Origin of the sequence: Propioniciclava sp. MC1683 (genome assembly GCF_014164675.1) — a bacterium.
Lineage (GTDB): Bacteria > Actinomycetota > Actinomycetes > Propionibacteriales > Propionibacteriaceae > Propioniciclava.
In genome coordinates this window covers 18,324-37,255 of record NZ_JACJFX010000022.1, presented here as the reverse complement: position 1 = coordinate 37,255, position 18,932 = coordinate 18,324, and the positions used below count along the sequence as shown (strand labels likewise).

Genomic DNA, 18,932 nt, shown 5'->3' with positions numbered 1-18,932 from the left:
AGGCGCCGAGGAGGCTGACGTGACCGGACGGGCGAGGAACGCCCCCCGCCAGGGGAGCACCACGGACTTCCTCCTAGCGGCGGGCTCACCGGACGCCCCCGCCGTCGTCGAGGCGAAGCGGGTCGTCACCTACGGGCAGCTGCGGGCCGACGTGGCCCGGATCCTCGCCGCCCTGGACGCCCGAGGGGTGGCGCCCGGGGCCCGCATCGCCATCCTGGCCGAGAACTCGGCGTTCTGGGTGGCCGCCTACCTCGCCGCCCTGCACGGCCACGTCGCAGTGCCGTTCTCCACCAAGCTGCCGGCCGCCGAGGTGACACGGCTCGCCGACTGGGCGGGCTGCGCCGCCGTACTGATGGACGCCCGGCACGAGCGTGCCTACGGGGACGCCTTCGGGGACCGCCCGCGGGTCACCGACGCGGACCTGGCGGACGCCACCGCACCCGCGTGGCCCGCTGCGGAGGTCGACCTCGATCAGGACGCGGCGCTCATGTTCACGTCCGGGACCACGGCGAGCCCCAAGGCCGTCCGCATCACCCACCGCAATCTCCGGGCGAACACCGCGTCCATCATCGAGTACCTGGGCCTGCGTGCCGACGACCGGATGCTGGTCGTGCTGCCCTTCTTCTACTGCTACGGGGCCTCGCTCCTGCACACCCACCTGCGCGTGGGCGGCAGTGTCGCCCTGTGCACCACCTTCACGTTCCCGGAGACGGCGCTGACGATGATCGAGGCCGAGCGCTGCACCGGGCTGGCGGGCGTGCCGTCGACGTACCAGCTGTTGCTGCGCGCCTCCAGCTTCGGACGCCGCCCCCTGCCGACCCTGCGCCAGCTGCAGCAGGCGGGCGGGAAGCTGCCGCCGGTGCTCATCCGGGAGCTGGTGGCGGCGCAACCGCAGGCACGCGTGTTCGTGATGTACGGCCAGACCGAGGCCACCGCCCGGCTGTCGTACCTGCCGCCCGACCTGCTGGACACGAAGCTGGGCTCGATCGGGCGCGGCATCCCCGGTGTCGAGCTGACGGTCGTCGACGAGGACGGCCATCCGGTGCCGGCGGGAGTGACCGGCGAGATCGTCGCGACGGGAGAGAACATCTCGCCCGGCTACCTGGACGACCCCGAGGCGACGCGCGAGAAGTTCGCGGACGGCCGCATGCGCACCGGCGACCTGGCGGTCGCGGACGCCGACGGCTACCTCTTCATCGTCGACCGGCTTGCCGATTTCATCAAGACGTGGGGGAATCGGGTGTCCAGCCAGGAGGTCGAGGCCGCCGCGCTGGAACTGACGGACCTGGTCTCGGCCGCCGTCGTGGGCGTCCCCGACGCCGACGCCGGGGAGGCGATCGTGCTGTTCGCCGTGCGGCGTCCCGGGTCGGACCTGGACGCCGAGCAGATCGCCGGCCACCTCAGGGGCCGGCTGGCCAAGCACATGGTGCCCGCCACGATCCGGTTCCTCGACGCCCTTCCCCTCAACGACAACGGGAAAGTGTCCAAGGGTGCCCTGCGGGCCATGGTCACGGCGGACGTCGCGGGGTAGGATTTGCGGATTCCGGCCGCGTGCCGGAGAAGGGTCCGACACCGCTACAGGAGGGGGCCAGGCGATGCGCAGGGCCACGAAATGGGGACTGTCCGGTCTGGCGCTGGTCGTGGTGGCCGGGGTGACGTCCGGGGTGATGCTGTGGAACACGACGCGGCCCGGTGAGCCGCTGGCGTTCGAACCGGTCGTGACCGAGCCGGCGACGGACGCCGAACTCACCACCGCTGCCTCGCGGCGGATTTTCTTCGGACACCAGTCCGTCGGTAAGAACGTGCTCGACGGGGTGCCCGGCGCCTACGCCGCACGGGGTGCCGACGCGCCGGTGGTGGTCGACCTGGGGGACGGCTCCCGGCTTCCGGACGCCGACGCGCCCGTGATCGCCCACGCCTACCTGGGGGAGAACCGGTACCCGCTGCTCAAGCTCCGGGACTTCGACGCCCGGCTGCGGGGCGGTCTGGGGGACCAGGTGGACGTGGCGGCGATGAAGCTGTGCTACCTCGACATCACGGCCGACACCGACGTGGAGGCGCTGTTCGAGGAGTACCGCCGCACGCTGGCGGACCTCGCCCAGGCGTACCCGGAGGTGACGTTCGTGCACGTCACGACGCCGGTCAGGACCGAGCCGATGGACCTGAAGTGGCTCGCCAAGGAACTGATCGGCCGGCCGAACGACAACGCGGCCCGCGAGCGCTACAACGCCCTGATGCGCGAGGAGTACGGCGACGACCTGCTGTTCGACCTGGCGGCGGTCGAGGCGACCGCCCCCGGAGGCGCGCTGACGATGGTGCCGCACGACGGGCGTCAGCACCTCGCCCTCGCCCTGGAGAACGCGTCCGACTCGGGCCACCTCAACGCGACCGGCTCCCTGGCCGCCGCCACCCGTTTCCTCGGGTTGCTGGCCCGCCCCGAACCGGTCGGCTGAGATGCGTCTGCTGCCGGGTACCGACATCATCGAGATCGAGCGCGTCCAACGCCTCATCGAGGGGGGCCACGACGCGTTCCTGACGCGCTGGTTCACCGAGGCGGAACGCGCCTACTGCTCCGGCAAGGCCAGCCCCGCCGCGCACTACGCCGCCCGCCTCGCCGCCAAGGAGGCCGTGGCCAAGGCCCTCCGCTGGCAGTGGACCGGGCCGGTGCCCTGGCGCGACATCGAGGTCCTCCACGATGCGGGGGGTGCGCCCCTCGTCCGCCTCACCGGTCAGGTGGCGGATTGGGCAGCGAGGCAGTCGATCACCGTCGTGGAGGTGTCGTTGTCACACAGTCGGCTGCACGCGACCGCCGTGGCGATCGCCACCCAGCGCTGATCCGCTGAAGCTCTCCCGGGGAGCTCCGCCACGGATCAGCCCGTCACCGCGCTCCGGCCTTCGTGACGACGGCGCGGAACGTCTTCCACAGGATCGACAGGTCCAAGGTGATGGACCAGTTCTCCACATAACGCAGGTCGAGGCGCACGCCGTCTTCCCCGGGCAGGTCCGATCGCCCGCTGATCTGCCACAGGCCCGTCAGCCCCGGCGTCACCAGCGCACGACGTGCGGCGTCGGCCGGCATCTGGGCCACCTCGTCAGCGAGGTGCGGCCGCGGCCCGACCAGCGACATCGAGCCGGCCAACACGTTGAAGAGCTGGGGCAGTTCGTCGATGGAGTAGTCCCGGATGAACTGCCCCAGGGGAGTCACCCGCGGGTCGTCGCGCAGCTTGAACAGCGCCCCGTGGCCCTCGTTGCGTGCCATCAGCGCTGCCTTGCGCGCTTCGGCATCGACCACCATGGACCGGAACTTCAGCATCTCGAACGGCTTGCCGTCCCTCCCCACGCGCTTCTGACGGAAGAAGACCGGACCACCATCCTGCAGCTTGATCGCCAATCCCACACCCACCAGCAACGGCGCGAGCGCGACCAGCCCCAGTGCGGTCAGGACGACGTCCAACGTCCTCTTGACCGCATGGCGCCACCCCGTGAAGCGCGGCTGCTGGACCACCAACAGGGGCATTCCCACCAACGGCCTGATGTCGAGGCGGGGGCGCACCACCTCGGCGAGTCCGGGCGCGACCAGCATCTCCACCTCCGCCCCCTCCAGCGACCACGCGAGGCGTCTCAGGTAGTCCTCACGCAGGCATTCGCCACCGGTCACGGCCACCGCCTCGAATCCTCCCTGGTCCACCACCGCACGCACCCGCCCCAGGTCACCGACGACCGGGATGTCCAGACCCGGTGGACCTTCACCGCTCGGCAGGCACGCCGCCCGGATCTCCATCCCGCAGTGGGGCTCCCGCGCGACGGCTCGTCTCAGGGCGATCACCGCGTCCGTCGGGCCCACGGCCAGCGTCCGGCGAGACCCGATGCCGCGCTCCTGCAGACGGTGCAGCACTCGTCGCGAAACGAGACGTGCGAGCAAGGACAACACCACGCACAGCGGGACGGTGAGCGCCGTGATCGTCAGCAGGTGGACCTCACCGATCACCGCCGCCGGGTACGCGCCGAGGACCACCAGGGCGGGCCCGGCGCGCAGCACCGCGCGCAGCTCGCTCCCACCCAGCCCGATCCGTCGGCGACGGTAGCCACCAGCCGCTCCGATGAGGACGGGCCACATCGCGGCCGCAAGAGCGGCCAGCCGGGAGGGCACCATGTCTCCTGGCAGGGCGAGGGCATCGATGACCGCCGCCAACCCGAACGCTGCCAGACCTAGGCCCAGGTCGGCGAGCGCCAGCCACGCCACGTAGCTCCGGCTGACCGCCGCGAACGTTCCGTGCGCCTGCCGCGGGCGAGCGGCCGGCAGCCGCAGCCCCAGGTCCGCTGGCCTCACCGGGCGGACTTCGTTGTTCCATGTCGTCACGGGTCGACCTCCTCTGATCGCGCACCGATGGTCATCCCTGGCAGCGATCGGTGCGCGACGGAGGGTGCGGCCAGTGGGGGTCGAGGGGATCACGAGGCGCAAACGGCGCGCCAAAGACTTGCCGGACCGCGATCCCCCGATCATGCGTCCTTCCGGACGATGTTATGGATTGTGCTCCTGCTGGAGGCGGGGGACAAGGGGGACCACTCCTCCCCACGGGCAGGGGGTGGTTCAGACCCTCCCCCAGGGGCAGTGCGTGGTGTCGACCACGGCATCGGTCGCGGCGAGCACCTGCTCGACCGTGACGCCCGGGGCGAGCTCGCGCAGGACGTAGTGGGTGCCCGCACAGTCGAGGACGCCGAGGTTGGTGATGACACGCTTCACCACGGCCTCACCGGTCAGCGGCAGCGAGCAGGTCGTGAGCACCTTGGAGTCGCCGTGCTTGTTCTGGTGGTCCATCAGGACGATGACCTTCTGGGCGCCGTGGACCAGGTCCATCGCGCCGCCCATGCCCTTGACGAGTTTGCCCGGCACCATCCAGTTGGCGAGGTCGCCGTTGCAGGCGACCTCCATGCCGCCGAGCACGGCCACGTCCAGGTGGGCGCCGCGGATCATCGCGAAGCTCGTCGCCGAGTCGAAGTAGGACGCCCCCGGGTTGACCGTGACCGTCTCCTTGCCGGCGTTGACCAGGTCAGGGTCGACCTCGTCGTCGTAGGGGTACGGGCCGGTCCCGAGGATGCCGTTCTCGGAGTGCATGATCACGTGCACGTCGTCGGGCAGGTAGTTCGGGATCAGCGTCGGCAGGCCGATGCCGAGGTTGACGTACTGGCCGTCGGCCAGCTCCTGGGCGGCCCGGGCCGCCATCTCCTCACGCGTCCACGCCATGTCAGGCCTCCTCGTCCGTGCCGGGACGAGGGGTCGTCGTCCGCTTCTCGATCATCTTGAACTGCGCCTGCTCGGGCGTCAGCGCCACGACCCGGTCGACGAAGACGCCGGCGACGTGCACGTCGGCGGGGTCGAGCTCGCCCGGCTCGACGACCTTCTCGGCCTCGACGATGGTCAGGCGGCCCGACATCGCGGCGGGCGGGTTGAAGTTCTGCGCCGCGGCGTGGAACCGCAGGTTGCCGTGCCGGTCGGCGACGGCCGCCCGGACCAGCGCCACGTCGGCCTCGATGCCGGTCTCCAGCACCATGCGGCGCCCGTGGAACTCGCGCACCTCCTTGGGGGGCGACGAGATGGCCACCGACCCGTCCGCGTCGTACTTCCACGGCATGCCGCCGTTGGCGACCACCGTGCCGACGCCCGACGGCGTGAAGAACGCCCCGATGCCCGCTCCGCCGGCGCGCAGCCGCTCGGCGAGGGTGCCCTGCGGGGTCAGCTCGACCTCGAGCTCGCCGGCGAGGTACTGGCGCATGAACTCCTTGTTCTCGCCGATGTAGCTCGACACCGCGCGGCGGATCCGGTGCGCCTCCAGCAGCTTGCCCAGACCCTGGCCGTCCACGCCGAGGTTGTTGCTGACGATCTCCAGGTCCGACGCCCCCTGCTCCAGGAGCGCGTCGATCAGGAACCACGGGATGCCCGCGAGCCCGAAGCCGCCGACGGCGATGGTCGCCCCGTCGGAGATGTCGGCCACCGCCTCGGCCGCCGACGCCACCACCTTGTCCATGCTCATGCCACCCTCTCGAACACGGCGGCCAGGCCTTGGCCGCCACCGATGCACATCGTCTCCAGCGCGTAGCGGGCCTCGCGGCGCTGCATCTCGTACGCCATGGTCGCCAGGATCCGGGCGCCGGTCGCACCCACCGGGTGGCCCAGCGAGATCCCCGACCCGTTGGGGTTCAGCCGCTCGTCGTCGGCCGAGATGCCCCACTCGCGCAGCACGGCCAGCGCCTGCGCCGCGAACGCCTCGTTCAGCTCGATCACGTCGAGGTCGGCCAGCGTGATGCCGGCCTTGGCCAGTGCGGCCGCGGACGCCGGCACGGGGCCGATGCCCATGATCTCGGGGGCGACGCCCGAGACGGCCCACGACTTCAGCTCCAGCAGCGGCTGCAGGCCGCGGCGCTCGGCCTCCGAGCGCGTGGTCACGATGCAGGCGGCCGCGGCGTCGTTCTGGCCCGAGGCGTTGCCGGCCGTGACGGTCGCGGCGGGGTCGGTCCGGCCCATGATGGGCCGCAGCTTGGCGAGGGCCTCCAGCGAGGCGTCCGGCCGGATGTGCTCGTCGGTGTCGACGACCGTGGTCTCGCCCCGGCGTCCGGGGACCTCGACGGGCACCAGCTCATCGGCATAGCGGCCCGCCGCAGCTGCGGCGGCGGCCTTGCGGTGGGAGGCCACGGCCAGCTCGTCCTGCTCCTCGCGGCTGATGCCGTACTCGCGGCGCAGGTTCTCGGCGGTCTCGATCATGCCGCCGGGGATCGGGTGGTCGCGGCCGCCGGCCGTCGACCGGGCGCGGGCCAGGCGGTCGCCCAACTGGACGCCGTCGCCCTTCACGCCCTGGCGCAGCAGCGCGTAGTGCTCGACGCGGCTCATCGACTCGGCGCCGCCGGCGATCACGAGGCTGGACGCCCCGGTGGCGACCTGCATCGCGCCGTAGAGCACGGCCTGGAGGCCGGAGCCGCAGCGGCGGTCGACCTGCAGGCCGGGGACGCCGATGCCGAGCCCGGCGTTCAGCGCGGCGATGCGGCCAATGGCCGGGAACTCGCCGCTCGGGTTGCAGTTGCCGAGGATGACGTCGTCGACGTCGCCCTCCACGAGGTTGCCCCGGCGGGCGACCTCGCGCACGACCACGGTGGCCAGCTCGTCGGCGGGCATCGCGGCCAGCGAGCCCATGAAGCCACCCACCGGTGTGCGCACCGGGTGGCAGATGACGACGGGTTCCATACGAACTCCCTTGTCGGTGGTGGACCTGTTCTCCCCTCAACGGTCCCACGTCAGTCCTTGTCAGGTCCAAGACTTGATCTCGCTCGATTCATAAGTGAATGTGTCACAGTCAGGGACGAGTTGCCGCCGATTCGGCCTTCCCGCGGTTACGGGCGATGATGGACGGACCCCGACACCCCCCGGAGTCCCCATGAAGAAGCTCCTCGCCGCGCTGGCGGCCATCCCCCTGCTCGCCGCGTGCGCGGTCGCCCCGCCCTCGACCGGCCTCGCCTCGGTGTCCACCCCGGACGCGGCGAGCCCGGCCCCCGCCCCGCCGCAGCCCGCGGCGTCCGGGTCGGCGACGCCGAGCGCGACCCCGACCCCCACGCCCGAGCCGATCGACACCACGATCGGGCTGCGCCGGCCCACCTACCCCGAGCACCCGCGGCCGGTCCTGACCGCCGCGCAGGAGGCGAAGTACGGGGCGTGCCTGGACACCACGGTGTCGAACTGGTCGAAGGGTGAGTGCGCGACGCTGCTGCAGAACGACCTGATCGAGCTGGGCTACCTCGAGGGCGAGCCCCAGAAGCGGATCGGCGTCGCTGCGGTGAACGCGCTGCTGCGCTACCAGCGCTCCCGCGAGGTGAACCCCGACGGGTACGCGGGCGCGCAGACCTGGTACGCGCTGGCGTCCGGGCGCCCGGCCCGCTCGGCCGCCCTCCCCCGCGAGTGCACCGAGATCCCGGGGGTGGTGCTGTGCGTCGACCAGGCCCACTCGACCCTGACCTTCGTGCGCGACGGCGTGGCCGAGAGGACCATCGACGTGCGCCTGGGTGGCTGGACGTCGGACGCCAAGACGAAGAAGTGGCGCCTCTTCCCGACCGCGAACGGCCTGTGGCGGGTCTACAACAAGCACCGCAACCCGAGCTCGCCCACCTACGGCGAGGGCGTCATGCCGTACTCGGTGATGTTCGACCCGAACATGTACGTGCACTACTCGGCCGACTTCGCCAAGCGCGGGTACAGCCGGTCCAGCCACGGCTGCGTGAACGTCGCCTCGAAGGACGACGCGAAGTGGATCTTCGACAACACCCCCATCGAGGCCCGCGTCTGGGTCTACTGAGGCCCACGTCCACGCCCAGGGGCCCACTCCCACCCCAAGCCGTACATGAATCCCGGACGTGGACCTTCAAACGGCACTGACACCGGTCCGTTGGAGAGGTTGACCACCTCTAAGCCCCCCCGTGGCGCCCCCAGTTGCGTAGGGAGCACCGCGTCAAGGACCCACGCCGTGGTTGCGAAGGGCGGACTGCCGAAGTCCACCGTGACCCGAGCACCGGTGTGCCGCCGGACGGGAGCGAGAGCCAGATACGGCTTGAGCACGTCAACCGACGGGAGCCCCACCCGGAGCTGCGTCCACCGACTCTCGCCCAACCGCATCGGCGCCACGCGGAGCGTCACCTGCCACGTGCTCCCCCCTTGGCCCTGTGCATCGACCCCGAGGACTCCCTCTCCGGCGGTGAAGGTGACCGCACCTTCACCGGGGGTGGCAGGGATCGTGAACACCTCCACCAGCGAGTCCAGTCCCGCCTGCAGCGACACCAGCGTCCTGCCCAGCACGATCCCCGGATCGGGCCTCTCGCTCAGACAGATTTCCTGGTTGCGCCAATGCCACGCGTCCTCGGCGAATGGGTGGGAACCCGCCCGATGCCGCTCGATGAGGTGTTCGGCCACGAGACGTTCGGCCTCACGCAGGTGGCGGCGGAGAGCCCGCACTCCCCGGTCGAGGAGTTCGCCAGCCTCTTCGAGCCTCGCCTCGAGGAAGGGCAGGTCGCTCTGTTCACCCAGAGCGGCGAGGAACAGGAACCTCAGGTCTGCGGGCAAGGCGTCACTCGCGTCCACCAACAACCCACGCAGGCGGTCGCGGTAGACGTTGTCGCTCGCACCCGCATCGAGGTCCAAGATGCGCTGCAGGCCCGGCCCGATCCAGCCGCGTGGATTCGAGCGCGCCAAGCCTCGCCCCTTGCACAAGGTGCTCAGCTCGGCCCGGAGCGAACCCACATCCACCCTCCCATCATGGCGCGGAAGTCCCCACCCCGCACCTCCAGGCCCTCCACGACCACGGACGCCGTTGGCATCACTCCAGTGCCGCACTGGAGAGGGGGTCAACCGTGGTCATCTACACCGTCTTCAACGTCGTCGCTTTCCTGCTGTTCCTGATCGTTTCGTGACCGGCGGGTCCTGACGGTGGCTGGCCGCGCACGCTGCGGCCAGCCACGCTTCACAGACCCCCCGTCGAGAACGGACAGATGCCGGACTGTTCACGCCACCCCGATCTGGCAGGTCCCCGCCGCGGCAAACTCCAAGGCGAGTCTGCCGCGGCCCCACACCGGGGCCACAGGCACGCACGGGGAGGGGGCTCATCGTGGGCCGGCCAATAGGTATCGATCTGGGCACCACCTACTCAGCGGTCTCTATGCTGGGTGAGGACGGGACGCCCACCATCTTGCCGAACCGCGAGGGTGGACGCATCACCCCTTCGGTCGTGTACTTCCAGGATGACGGATCAGTCCTGGTCGGCGAAATGGCCAAGCGGAGCGCCGCCGTCAACCCCCTGGACACGGTGGAGTGGGTGAAGCGCCACATGGGGAACCCCGACTGGCGCTTCGAGGCACCCAACGGGGTCGTCCACACCCCAGAGAGCGTGTCCGCCCTGATCCTCAAGCGCCTCAAGGAGGACGCCGAGCTGTACCTGGGCGACGGGGCCGTGCGCGATGTCGTCATCACCGTGCCCGCCTACTTCGACGACGCCAAGCGTCGCGCCACGAAGGATGCCGGCCGGATCGCGGGCCTCAACGTCCTGCGCGTGCTCAACGAGCCGACCGCGGCGGCGCTGGCCTTCGGGGCTGAGAAGGAACGGGACGGGACGTTCCTCGTGTTCGATCTCGGAGGCGGAACATTCGACGTCACCGTGATGAACATCCGCAACGGCGTGCTCGATGTCATGGGCACCGACGGGTTACACGAGCTCGGCGGCAAGGACTGGGACGACCGGGTCATGATCTGGCTGAACCGTGAGTTCCAGGCGGCGGGTGGCCCCGACCTGATGGCGACCTTCGAGGACGAGGCGATGCTGCGGGATCGCTCCGAGACGGCCAAGCGGACACTCTCCCAGGCCTTGACCACCAAGGTCCCCCTGTCCGCGGGCGGTGTGACACGAACGCTGTCCCTGACGAGGGACACCTTCGAGGAGATCACGAGTGACCTGCTCAACCAAGCGCGGGACATGACGATCTCCCTGGTGGAGGAACTGGGTCTCGGCTGGAGCCACGTGGACCAGATCCTGCTGGTGGGTGGGTCGACACGCATGCCAGCGGTGCCCCGGATGCTCGAAGTGGTGGCCGGCCGCAAGCCGCAGGTCGCGGGGAACCCCGACGAGGTCGTCTCCCTCGGCGCCGCGCTCCAAGCGGGCCTGGAGGCCCCGGGAAGAGACGACACGCCGCCCCTGGTGGTGAAAGACGTCACCTCCCAAGGGCTGGGCGTGATCGCCCTCGACGCGGACACCGGGCAGGAGCGCAACTTCACGATCATCCCCCGCAACACGAAGATCCCGGCCAAGCGCTCTGAGGGATTCTCCACCGTGGTCGACGGTCAGACCGAGATCAACATCCGCGTCACGCAGGGGGACGACGACGACCCGACGTACGTGAAACTGATCGGCACCCAGACGATCGAGATCCCGCCCTACCCCAAGGGTGCCCCCATCGGTGTCGAGTACGCCTACGACATCGACCAGATCGTCTTCATCAGCGTCTACGACTACTCGGCCCAGACGCTCATCACGAGCTTCGAAGTAACCAACGACGCCAACCTCAGCGCCGACGACATTGACGACGCCCACGACGACAATAGGAACACGGAGGTTAACTGACATGACCACGACGCAGACCTGGGTGGACTTCTACGACATCCTCAACCTGCCGGAGACGGCCGACGACGACCGGATCAAGGATGCCATCCGCTCGCAGCGCAGGCTCTGGAACAAACGGGCCGGGCAGGCAGACCCCACGCAGAAGCAGCTGGCTGAGCGCCGCATCTCGGAGTTGGCCGACGCGGAGCGGACCCTCCTGGAAGCAGGCCGCCGTCAGCAGTACGACTCCACGCGCGGCGCAGAGAGGGCTCGCGCTGCGGCGGACAACAGCCGTGCCACCTCAGCGGAGGGCAATGCCGATTGGCTCACGCGTGCGCGGAACTTCCTGTCGGTCGGCAACGCGCATTCGGCCAACTACGCTGCCCGCGAGGCGATCGCAACGAACGGGGCGGACCACGAGGCCTGGTCGATCCGCGCCAACTCCTCGTTCATGCTGGGCGACTACCGCGATGCAGGTTTCGAGTTCCGGGAGGCGATCCGGCTCCAGCCGCAGAATGCGAGCTACCACTTCGACTACGGCGACGCGATGTGCGGCACGGGTGAGTTCACCGCAGCCCTGGCCGAGTACGAGACGGCGTTGCGCCTCGACCCGGGGAACCCGGCCTACAAGACCGCCATCGCCAACCTCTACCTGCAGACTGACCGACCGGCCGAGGCCCTGGCGCTGATGGAGGACGTGGTGAAGGTCGCCCCCGACAACGAGTTCTTCGCCTACTACCTCGCGTGGGCCCTACACGAGGTCACGTTGTCCAAGTGGTCCCAGCTCATCAACGGGCGCTTCGCGATCACCTCGGAGGAGCAGATCCGGGTGACGAAGGAGATGACCCAGCGCGCGCTTGCCCTCCGCTTCGTCGACGACAAGTTGCGCAGTTCGCTGCAGGAGAACATGGAGTTGGCCCTCAAGGCCGAGGAGACCGTCTGGAGCCACTCCGGAAACTTGACGTGGTACCTCGGCGGCCTCGCAGTCTCGCTGCTGATGGTGTTCTCCGGCTATGGCATGCTGATCCTGATCGGCATCTTGAGTATCGCTGGCATCGTGCTCGCCTACGTGACCCGCCACCGCAAGCCCCAGTGGCGCTTCACCCTGGCAGAGGCACCCATCGTCAAGGCTGGTATATGACAGATCAGATCTCGCCTACCCTGGACGATCTGCTGCGCGAGGTCATGCAGCTGCGGGATCTCTTCCACCGGCGACTGGTAGATGACAGGGCCAAGTCCCAGGCCATCGACGCGCTGCGCGAGGAGGCGGCCTTCCATCGCGAGGGGTTCACGCGCCAGATCCTGGCCCCCCTGCTGTGCGACATCCTCAGCCTGCACGACCGCGTTGTGGGTCAGGAGGATCCGATGGCGCACAGCGTTGCGGCCGAGTTGGAGGGGATCTTCGTGCGCCATGGGGTACGGCCGATCGAGCAGACCAGCGAGTTCGACCCCGCCGTGCACCACTGCGTCCGTTCCGAGCAAACCGAGGACGCCCCGGCCAACGCCATCTTCACCGTCGTCCGCCGGGGGTACCACCTGAACGGGACGCTGATCCGCCCTGCGGACGTGGTCGTCACGGCCCCCCTCACGGTGACCGAGCCGCCGGAGTCGTGATGGAGGGCACCACAGAGTCCGTGCGTGCGGCTGTAGCGTCGGTCGTCGTCGCGGCCAACCGGACGGCGACCTTGGCCGCTGGACTCGAGCGAACCCGATCGAGGAACGCGGCCACGGCGCGGGCGCAGGCAGCCAAAACCCGCGAGGCCTCGGTGCGCGCGGGCCGGGAGGAGGCCCGCCGCGCAGCGGCGGATGCAGCCACGGCGGCAGCAGGAATCGCCGAGCGTCTCGCCCCGGGCCCCCTGTCAGCCCCGTGGTCCCGCGACGCCGGCGACGTGGCGGTGGGGGTGCTCGCGGTGGCCGACCATGTGCGCGTGGGCACGGCCCGGCTGGCGCTGGACCCCACGACGGCGATCCAGATCCCCGTCGTCCTTCCTTGGCTGGATGGCGGCAACATCGTCGTGCGAGCGAGCCGAGCTGCCGAGGATCGCGCACGGCCCCTCGTCCAGGACATCCTCCTGCGTTCCCTGCTGGGCACCGGGGCGGGGCAGCTGACGCTGGCCTCCTTCGACCCCGAGCTCTCCCCGACGCTCGCCCTGTTCGCGCCGCTGCGTGGCGCCCACGACGACCTGGTGTCCACAGCACTTGCCGGCGCAGCCGAGTTCGGCGAGTTCCTCGACCAGCTGACCCGCGATGTTCGGCGCGTGACTGACATGTACCGCGGCGAGCGGACCACGCTGGGCGGCTTCCGCCGCGCCACCAGCCAACCGACCGAGTCGTTCCGGGTCGTCACGGTCCTCAACTACCCCCGTGGCTTCACGCCCGAACTGAGTTCACGCCTGGCGACGCTGATGCGGACGGGCCCAGCATGCGGCATCAACTTCCTCGTGCACGTCGACCCCGACTGCGCGATCCCCGACCGTGTGGACATAGAACCCGTCCTCCGCGAGGGGTGGTCCCTCGACCTCGACCGTGGCACGGTCGCTGGACTCGAGGGCTTCGACGTCCGTTGGGGCAGGACGCCTGAGCCCTCCATCGTCGAGGCCGTCATCGCGCGGCTGGCGGCCCGGGTGAAGAGTGCGGCCGCGCCCCGCATCGACTTCGCAGCCCTTCAACCGGCCGACCTGTGGTCCGAGTCATCCGCGGAGCGACTGGTCGCGACGATCGGACGCTGCGGGCACCAGCAGATCGACATCGTGCTCGGCGACGATGTCGAGCAGACGCACAACGTCCTCGTCACGGGTGCGGTCGGCCAGGGCAAGTCCAACCTGCTCATGACACTGATCCACAGCCTGGCCATGCGCTACAGCCCCGCTGAGGTGCAGATGTTCCTGCTCGACTTCAAGGACGGGGTCACGCTGTATCCCTTGGCCCGCCATGACGAGGAGAGCGCGTGGTTGCCCCATGCGCGCTTGCTGGGGTTGGAGAGCGACCGCGCGTACGGGGTGGCCGTCCTGCACCACCTCGTCGCCGAGTTCGAGCGACGAGCGGCCATCATCAAGCCGTTCGGCGACAACATCACCCGCTTCCGCGCGGCACGACCGGACGCCTCCATGCCCCGCATCGTTGCCGTCATCGATGAGTTCCACGTCCTGTTCGAGCACGATGACGCCCTCTCGGCCGAAGCCCTGCTCGCCCTCGAGCGATTGGCGAGGAAGGGCCGCGCCTACGGGATCCACCTCGTCCTCGCCACCCAGACCCTCTCCGGTGTCACCGGCCTGGTCGCGAAGAAGGACGGCATCTTCTCCCAGTTCCCCATCCGACTGGCCCTGCACAACTCCGCAGTGGAGTCGCGGGCGGTCCTGTCCCAGACCAACACCGAGGCAGCGCGGCTCCGGTACCGCGGCGAGATCGTGGTGAACAGGGACTTCGGGGAGGTCGAGGCCAACGCGCGGGGAGTCGTGGCACTCGCCGAGCCGAGCCAACTCGCGGCGATCCGTCGGCGGATGGTCATCGCGGACGGCGGGCGCCACGTTCCTTCGACCTTCGACGGCGGGCGACTTCCCCACTACGACACCGCTACCGGGTCCTGCCCGGAAGGCCCCCACGTGCTGCTCGGGCACTCGATCGGCGTGGACCCGGCCCCCGTGTGGCTCAGCTTCGGCCCGGATCCGGGTCGGCACCTGAGCATCCTGGGCACCGGCAAGGAGCAACCGAACTCCGCCTCCCAGCCTGCCGTATCGCTCGCCATCGCTGCCCTGTCGCTGGCCGCCACCTCCTCGCCGGACCGTGCCGAGTTCTGGGTGGTCGATGTACTCCCGGACGCCGACGCTGACCACGGCGTCGTGGACATGCTCGAGTCCGAGCTCGCGCGGCGCGGGTACATCGTCCGACGGACGGATCGCGCGGGGGCCACGGGCCTGATCCACGATGCAGTCGCCGAGGTCGATGTCCGCCGCGAAGCCTCCCTCGGAACAGCCCTCCACCTCGTGGTGTTCGGCGTCGACCGCATCCCGCAGATCACGGTGCCGAACTTTGCCGCCGACGGCGCCTGCACGCTCGACGACATCCACACCATCTGGCAGGAAGGCGTCCCCTACGACGTACACCTCTTGGGCTGGTGGACGAACGCGCGCAACTACCACGACCACACGACGAACCGCGGCAAGGGGGGGCTGGTCGACGTGGTCGCGCTCTTCCGCGTCGCCCCCGATGCCGTGAGCGACCAGTTCGGTCCCTTCGTGCAGTGGTCCTCACCAGACCTTCGCGTCCTCGTGCGCGATATCTCGCTCCAGCCGGATCCGATGGTGCTCATGCCCCTCACGCTGACGCCGGATGAGGGATGTCCATGAGCACACCGGACTACAAGGCCTACCTCGCCCACGTGGCCGAAGCACGCGACGCCCTCGCCAGGCTGCAGCATCGCGAGGGTGCCGCGGCAGCTGCGTACGAGGCGGCCCTTGAACTCGCGGCGGCTGCAGAGAATCAGGGCACCGAGACAGCCGCCCAGGCCAACGAACTCGTCGAGCGCAGCCTGAAGAACGCGTGGCACGGGGTGGAGGGACTCGTCGAGGAGACGCTCATCCCTCCCCGCATGCGTCCAGCCGCGGTTCCGGTGAACGTGCGTCGTACAGAGGTCCTGCAGTCGATGGCGGACCTCAACACCGCCGTCATCACCCTGCGCACCTTGGCCGACCGCGCCCGACGTGCACCCCAACCGGCACCCAGCCCTCCCACCGCGCATGCCCCGCCCGTGCCCGTGCAGGACAGCCGCCCGGTGCCCTGGCCGTTGATCGCCGGCATCACGCTCGCACTGATCCTCATGATCGTCATCCTCACGATTCCCCGCTGAAGAAGGAAGGTGGGCATGTCCCAGCTGAGCCAGGTCAAGGCACAAGTACTCCAGGTGGCCGGAGACGCCAAGTCGACAGCCGGCGGTCTCTCCGCCTTCAAGTCGAAGTTCTCCCAAGCCGTCGGTCAGGTGAACGCCACCATCGGTGGCACGACCACCGGCGTGGACAAGCAGATGATCGCCACCCTGCAGGCGGCAGAACGTCAACTCGAGTCGGCCATCAACGCGCTGCAGCAGGCTGCCCAGGCCGCCAACGACTGGGCAGCACGAGCCTGAGTTGAGCGAGCTCGAGGCACTGTGCAGGGTCCTGTCCTCAGTCAACGACGACATCGGCCGACTGGGCGGGCACCTGCAGGGGCAGGCATCCCGTCTCCGGGGAGCGGCAGCCGTCGCGGCCGCCGCCCGCGACGACGAGGGACGCCCTCCCCCGGGCACCCACGCGGTGGCGAGCCAACTCGAGTTCGCGGCTCGCCAAGTGGCCATGGCGGGGGCGCTCCTGGCCCAGGCGGCGTCCCAAGGCCGGTCGTTCGTCCAGCAGACGGTGGGCAGGACTTCGGGGGGGGCAACCGGTTTGGCTCCGGACACAATGCCCACGGGTCGCGTCCCCCTGGAGGACGGCACGGACGACTCCACCAGCGAACCGGACACGACCGAGGAGTTGGGGCCCTACTTCGCCTTCCCCGACCCGGTTCCGCTCGGGCTGGCGGCCGTAATCGGTTCGCGGAGCGCACAGGGCCAGATCGGGGACTGCGGCCTGGTGGCTGCGGTCGACGCCGTCCGCATCACGCGGCCGGCTCTGCTCGCTCAGGGGTGCCGCGCGCGTGCGGACGGGACCTACACCGTTCGACTGCAGCCCGAACGGGGCCCGGTCGACATCGAGGTGTCGCCGTCCGCCCCGCAGAACGCGGCCGGCTCCTACTGCCGGGGGACGGGCGTCCCCGCCCCCAGCGTGGTCACCCTCTACGAGAAGGCGATCGCCATTCTTGAAGGACGGGGGTACGCCGCACTCCAGGGCTTTGACACCGGGCTGGCCCTTCGACTCATCACCGGGGAACCCTATGATCACCGCATGCCGCCACCCACGCTGGAGACGATCTCAGCGGCACTGGCGCACGGCCCCGTAGCGGTCACGTCCGGCGCAGGCTCCGTGCCCATGGTCCTAGGGACGCGCCCCTGGAACCAGGATGTCGTCCCCAACCACGCCTATGCCGTGGCCACCGTGACCGAGGGCGACCATCCGAGGACCGGTGTGAGGCAGCCGCTGATCCACCTCGTCAACCCGTGGGGTGCTGCGGGCCGTGAGGTCGCCCACGGCCCGCAGCGCGCCGATGAACTGTGGCTCTCGGAGGCCGAGTTCAAGGACAGTTTCGACGCCGCCTACATCCCGGCGGCACGTGAGGAGAGCCATGACTGACAGTCGCATCGCCCGGGGCACGTGCGCCCACCTGCCCGGCATCGACCTGTGCGTGATGCGCGTGGAACCGGTCGGGGACGAGGTGTGGGTGCAGGTGCTCGCCACGTACGGCTCGCACCAGGAGGTGTCGACCCTACGTCCCCACGACCCGCTCGACCTGCCCGGTGGCCTTCGCCTCACCGTCGAGTCAATCGACTTCCCCGACACAGGGGAGGCCATCGTCCAACTCGTGCACACATGGACGGCTGCGATCAACCGCCCATCTGACAAGGAGTAGCCATGGGATTCTTGAGCAACATGTTCGGGAAGCAGGACCCGACACCACAGCACCACGGGAAGTGGGCAGGCCAGCCCACGGGAGAGCTGCCCGCTGGGGTCGTCGCCGTGGAAGCGGCCTCGGGGCCGATGGCGAGGCACCAGGAACAGCTGCAGCAGCTACGAGTCCAGGGGGTGACGACCCCACGCATCGCCATCACCGGCGTCTCGGGCGTGGATGAGGAGGTGATCGAAATGGTGCGTCTGGAAATGCTCGAGCTCTGCGAAGTCGTCGGGTTCCCCACTGAGCCGCTCATCGAGCTCTACCCCTGAGCAGTTGCTCTGGCCTGAACGGTCGAAAGCCGGTCAACGAGGCGCTGGGCCACCCCACCGGGCACCGCTCGACTAGCGTCGCTGGCATAGAGAAAGGACGCCATCATGCGCAACCCCGAGAACCGTGAACGCCCGAACTCCAGCGAACTGCGGCCGAAGCCGCAGCCGACCGAGGAGCAGATCCGCAAGCTGGGCAAGGCGGCTGTGGACGCCGCCCAGAAGAAGTAGGAGGGCGCAGACCATGTGCAGCTGTCAGTGTGCCTGGTGCAAGGAAGCACGGGTCAACAACTTCTCCGACCACCGATGCTCGCAGCTCCCCAAGTGTCCCAGGACGAAGTAGTCCCCACCCCTTGACGAGTGCCGGTCACGATCCATTCGTGACCGGCACTCATGCGCCCCCACCCACCACCACGGACGCCCTTGGCATTGACTGGGTGCACACCCGATCCAACGGACAAGGAGCCGCCATGTGCACCATCGACGCCTTCATCGAACGCTACACCTCGACCATCCGTGACCGACTGGGCATGTCCTTCCGAGTCACGTCGGCCGACGACGGAATCCAGCAGATCGTGCTGAAGATCGTCGGCCTGTGGTGCTCTATCCCCGTCACCGCGCCTGCCGACCCCGAACTGGTCATGATCCGCTGCCAGTTCAACGCCCCGCCTGACCTGCCCCGCGATGCCGTCGCCCGCAGCTTGGCACGCGCGAACACCTGTTCCGCCCTGTCGAAGTGCCTCCAGGTCGAAGACTCGGTCATCGTCACCGTCGCGAGCGTTGCTGCGCCGGCGGACTGCCTGCCCACTCCCCGCGCACTCGCAACGGTCCTCCCCCGCCTGCGCGCCGCCATGTCCTTCACCCTGAGGACCCTCAACGACGAGTTCGAATTCGAACGGCTGGCAGCCGACGCTATAGATCAAGAAGCCTGACCCCCACCTGGTGGTTCACCCGAGGGCGA

General features: G+C 69.5%; 20 protein-coding genes. 15 read left to right on the top strand and 5 right to left on the bottom strand.

The window, feature by feature from the left end; genetic code table 11:
* The first annotated feature begins 19 nt into the window (after positions 1-19).
* The 3 genes from H5397_RS12495 (at position 20) to acpS (ending at position 2,835) form a co-directional block, all read left to right on the top strand.
* Positions 20-1,531 (top strand): class I adenylate-forming enzyme family protein, encoded by a 1,512-nt coding sequence (locus H5397_RS12495; protein WP_182817823.1) that lies wholly within the window; start codon positions 20-22, stop codon positions 1,529-1,531.
* A 64-nt stretch (positions 1,532-1,595) separates the two neighbouring features.
* Positions 1,596-2,453: a hypothetical protein gene (locus H5397_RS12490; protein WP_182817822.1), complete on the top strand. Its 858-nt coding sequence runs from the start codon at positions 1,596-1,598 to the stop codon at positions 2,451-2,453.
* 1 nt (position 2,454) lies between these two features.
* A complete protein-coding gene (gene acpS / locus H5397_RS12485; protein WP_182817820.1) occupies positions 2,455-2,835 on the top strand; it encodes a holo-ACP synthase in 381 nt (126 codons plus the stop codon).
* 43 nt (positions 2,836-2,878) lie between these two features.
* Here acpS and H5397_RS12480 read toward each other — a convergent pair whose 3' ends face one another.
* From H5397_RS12480 to H5397_RS12465, 4 genes are all read right to left on the bottom strand, one after another.
* Positions 2,879-4,360 carry a sugar transferase gene (locus tag H5397_RS12480; protein ID WP_182817819.1) on the bottom strand — a complete coding sequence of 494 codons (1,482 nt, stop codon included), beginning with the start codon at positions 4,358-4,360 and terminating at the stop codon, positions 2,879-2,881.
* Positions 4,361-4,591: 231 nt separating this feature from the next.
* Positions 4,592-5,245, bottom strand: coding sequence for a 3-oxoacid CoA-transferase subunit B (locus tag H5397_RS12475; protein WP_182817818.1), 654 nt, complete (start codon positions 5,243-5,245; stop codon positions 4,592-4,594).
* Position 5,246: 1 nt separating this feature from the next.
* The gene (locus H5397_RS12470) at positions 5,247-6,026 is read right to left on the bottom strand and encodes a CoA transferase subunit A (RefSeq protein WP_220492254.1); all 780 of its coding nucleotides are present in this window, start codon (positions 6,024-6,026) and stop codon (positions 5,247-5,249) included.
* A gap of 2 nt (positions 6,027-6,028) precedes the next feature.
* On the bottom strand, positions 6,029-7,237 hold the full coding sequence (locus H5397_RS12465; protein ID WP_182817815.1) for an acetyl-CoA C-acetyltransferase: 1,209 nt from the start codon (positions 7,235-7,237) through the stop codon (positions 6,029-6,031).
* A 190-nt stretch (positions 7,238-7,427) separates the two neighbouring features.
* On the opposite strand from H5397_RS12465, the gene H5397_RS12460 reads away from it, so the two are divergent.
* The gene (locus H5397_RS12460) at positions 7,428-8,339 is read left to right on the top strand and encodes a L,D-transpeptidase family protein (protein ID WP_182817813.1); all 912 of its coding nucleotides are present in this window, start codon (positions 7,428-7,430) and stop codon (positions 8,337-8,339) included.
* Here H5397_RS12460 and H5397_RS12455 read toward each other — a convergent pair.
* The gene (locus H5397_RS12455) at positions 8,333-9,229 is read right to left on the bottom strand and encodes a hypothetical protein (RefSeq protein ID WP_182817812.1); all 897 of its coding nucleotides are present in this window, start codon (positions 9,227-9,229) and stop codon (positions 8,333-8,335) included. The genes H5397_RS12460 and H5397_RS12455 overlap by 7 nt on opposite strands.
* A 412-nt stretch (positions 9,230-9,641) precedes the next feature.
* Here H5397_RS12455 and H5397_RS12450 point away from each other — a divergent pair, with 412 nt between their 5' ends.
* The 11 genes from H5397_RS12450 to H5397_RS12405 all read left to right on the top strand — a co-directional run bounded on the left by H5397_RS12450 (position 9,642) and on the right by H5397_RS12405 (position 18,903).
* On the top strand, positions 9,642-11,147 hold the full coding sequence (locus tag H5397_RS12450) for an Hsp70 family protein (protein WP_182817811.1): 1,506 nt from the start codon (positions 9,642-9,644) through the stop codon (positions 11,145-11,147).
* Between the two features lies 1 nt (position 11,148).
* Entirely contained in the window at positions 11,149-12,267 is a 1,119-nt protein-coding gene (locus H5397_RS12445) for a tetratricopeptide repeat protein (protein WP_182817810.1), read from the top strand.
* Complete coding sequence (locus H5397_RS12440; protein WP_182817808.1) at positions 12,264-12,740, top strand: nucleotide exchange factor GrpE; 477 nt, start codon at positions 12,264-12,266, stop codon at positions 12,738-12,740. Before H5397_RS12445 ends, H5397_RS12440 begins: the two co-directional genes overlap by 4 nt.
* Positions 12,740-15,472, top strand: coding sequence for an FtsK/SpoIIIE domain-containing protein (locus tag H5397_RS12435; RefSeq protein ID WP_182817807.1), 2,733 nt, complete (start codon positions 12,740-12,742; stop codon positions 15,470-15,472). The genes H5397_RS12440 and H5397_RS12435 overlap by 1 nt, the downstream gene beginning before the upstream one ends.
* Positions 15,469-15,972, top strand: a complete 504-nt coding sequence (locus H5397_RS12430) for a hypothetical protein (RefSeq protein ID WP_182817806.1) — start codon at positions 15,469-15,471, stop codon at positions 15,970-15,972. The genes H5397_RS12435 and H5397_RS12430 overlap by 4 nt, the downstream gene beginning before the upstream one ends.
* Before the next feature lie 15 nt (positions 15,973-15,987).
* A complete protein-coding gene (locus H5397_RS12425) occupies positions 15,988-16,248 on the top strand; it encodes a hypothetical protein (protein WP_182817804.1) in 261 nt (86 codons plus the stop codon).
* 1 nt (position 16,249) lies between these two features.
* Positions 16,250-17,386, top strand: coding sequence for a C2 family cysteine protease (locus H5397_RS12420; RefSeq protein WP_182817803.1), 1,137 nt, complete (start codon positions 16,250-16,252; stop codon positions 17,384-17,386).
* Positions 17,379-17,663, top strand: coding sequence for a hypothetical protein (locus H5397_RS12415; RefSeq protein WP_182817802.1), 285 nt, complete (start codon positions 17,379-17,381; stop codon positions 17,661-17,663). Before H5397_RS12420 ends, H5397_RS12415 begins: the two co-directional genes overlap by 8 nt.
* Positions 17,664-17,674: 11 nt before the next feature.
* Positions 17,675-17,974 (top strand): hypothetical protein, encoded by a 300-nt coding sequence (locus tag H5397_RS12410; RefSeq protein WP_182817801.1) that lies wholly within the window; start codon positions 17,675-17,677, stop codon positions 17,972-17,974.
* Positions 17,975-18,079: 105 nt separating this feature from the next.
* Entirely contained in the window at positions 18,080-18,202 is a 123-nt protein-coding gene (locus H5397_RS18370; RefSeq protein ID WP_255438887.1) for a hypothetical protein, read from the top strand.
* A 239-nt stretch (positions 18,203-18,441) separates the two neighbouring features.
* Positions 18,442-18,903, top strand: a complete 462-nt coding sequence (locus H5397_RS12405; protein ID WP_182817800.1) for a hypothetical protein — start codon at positions 18,442-18,444, stop codon at positions 18,901-18,903.
* Positions 18,904-18,932: the final 29 nt, after the last annotated feature.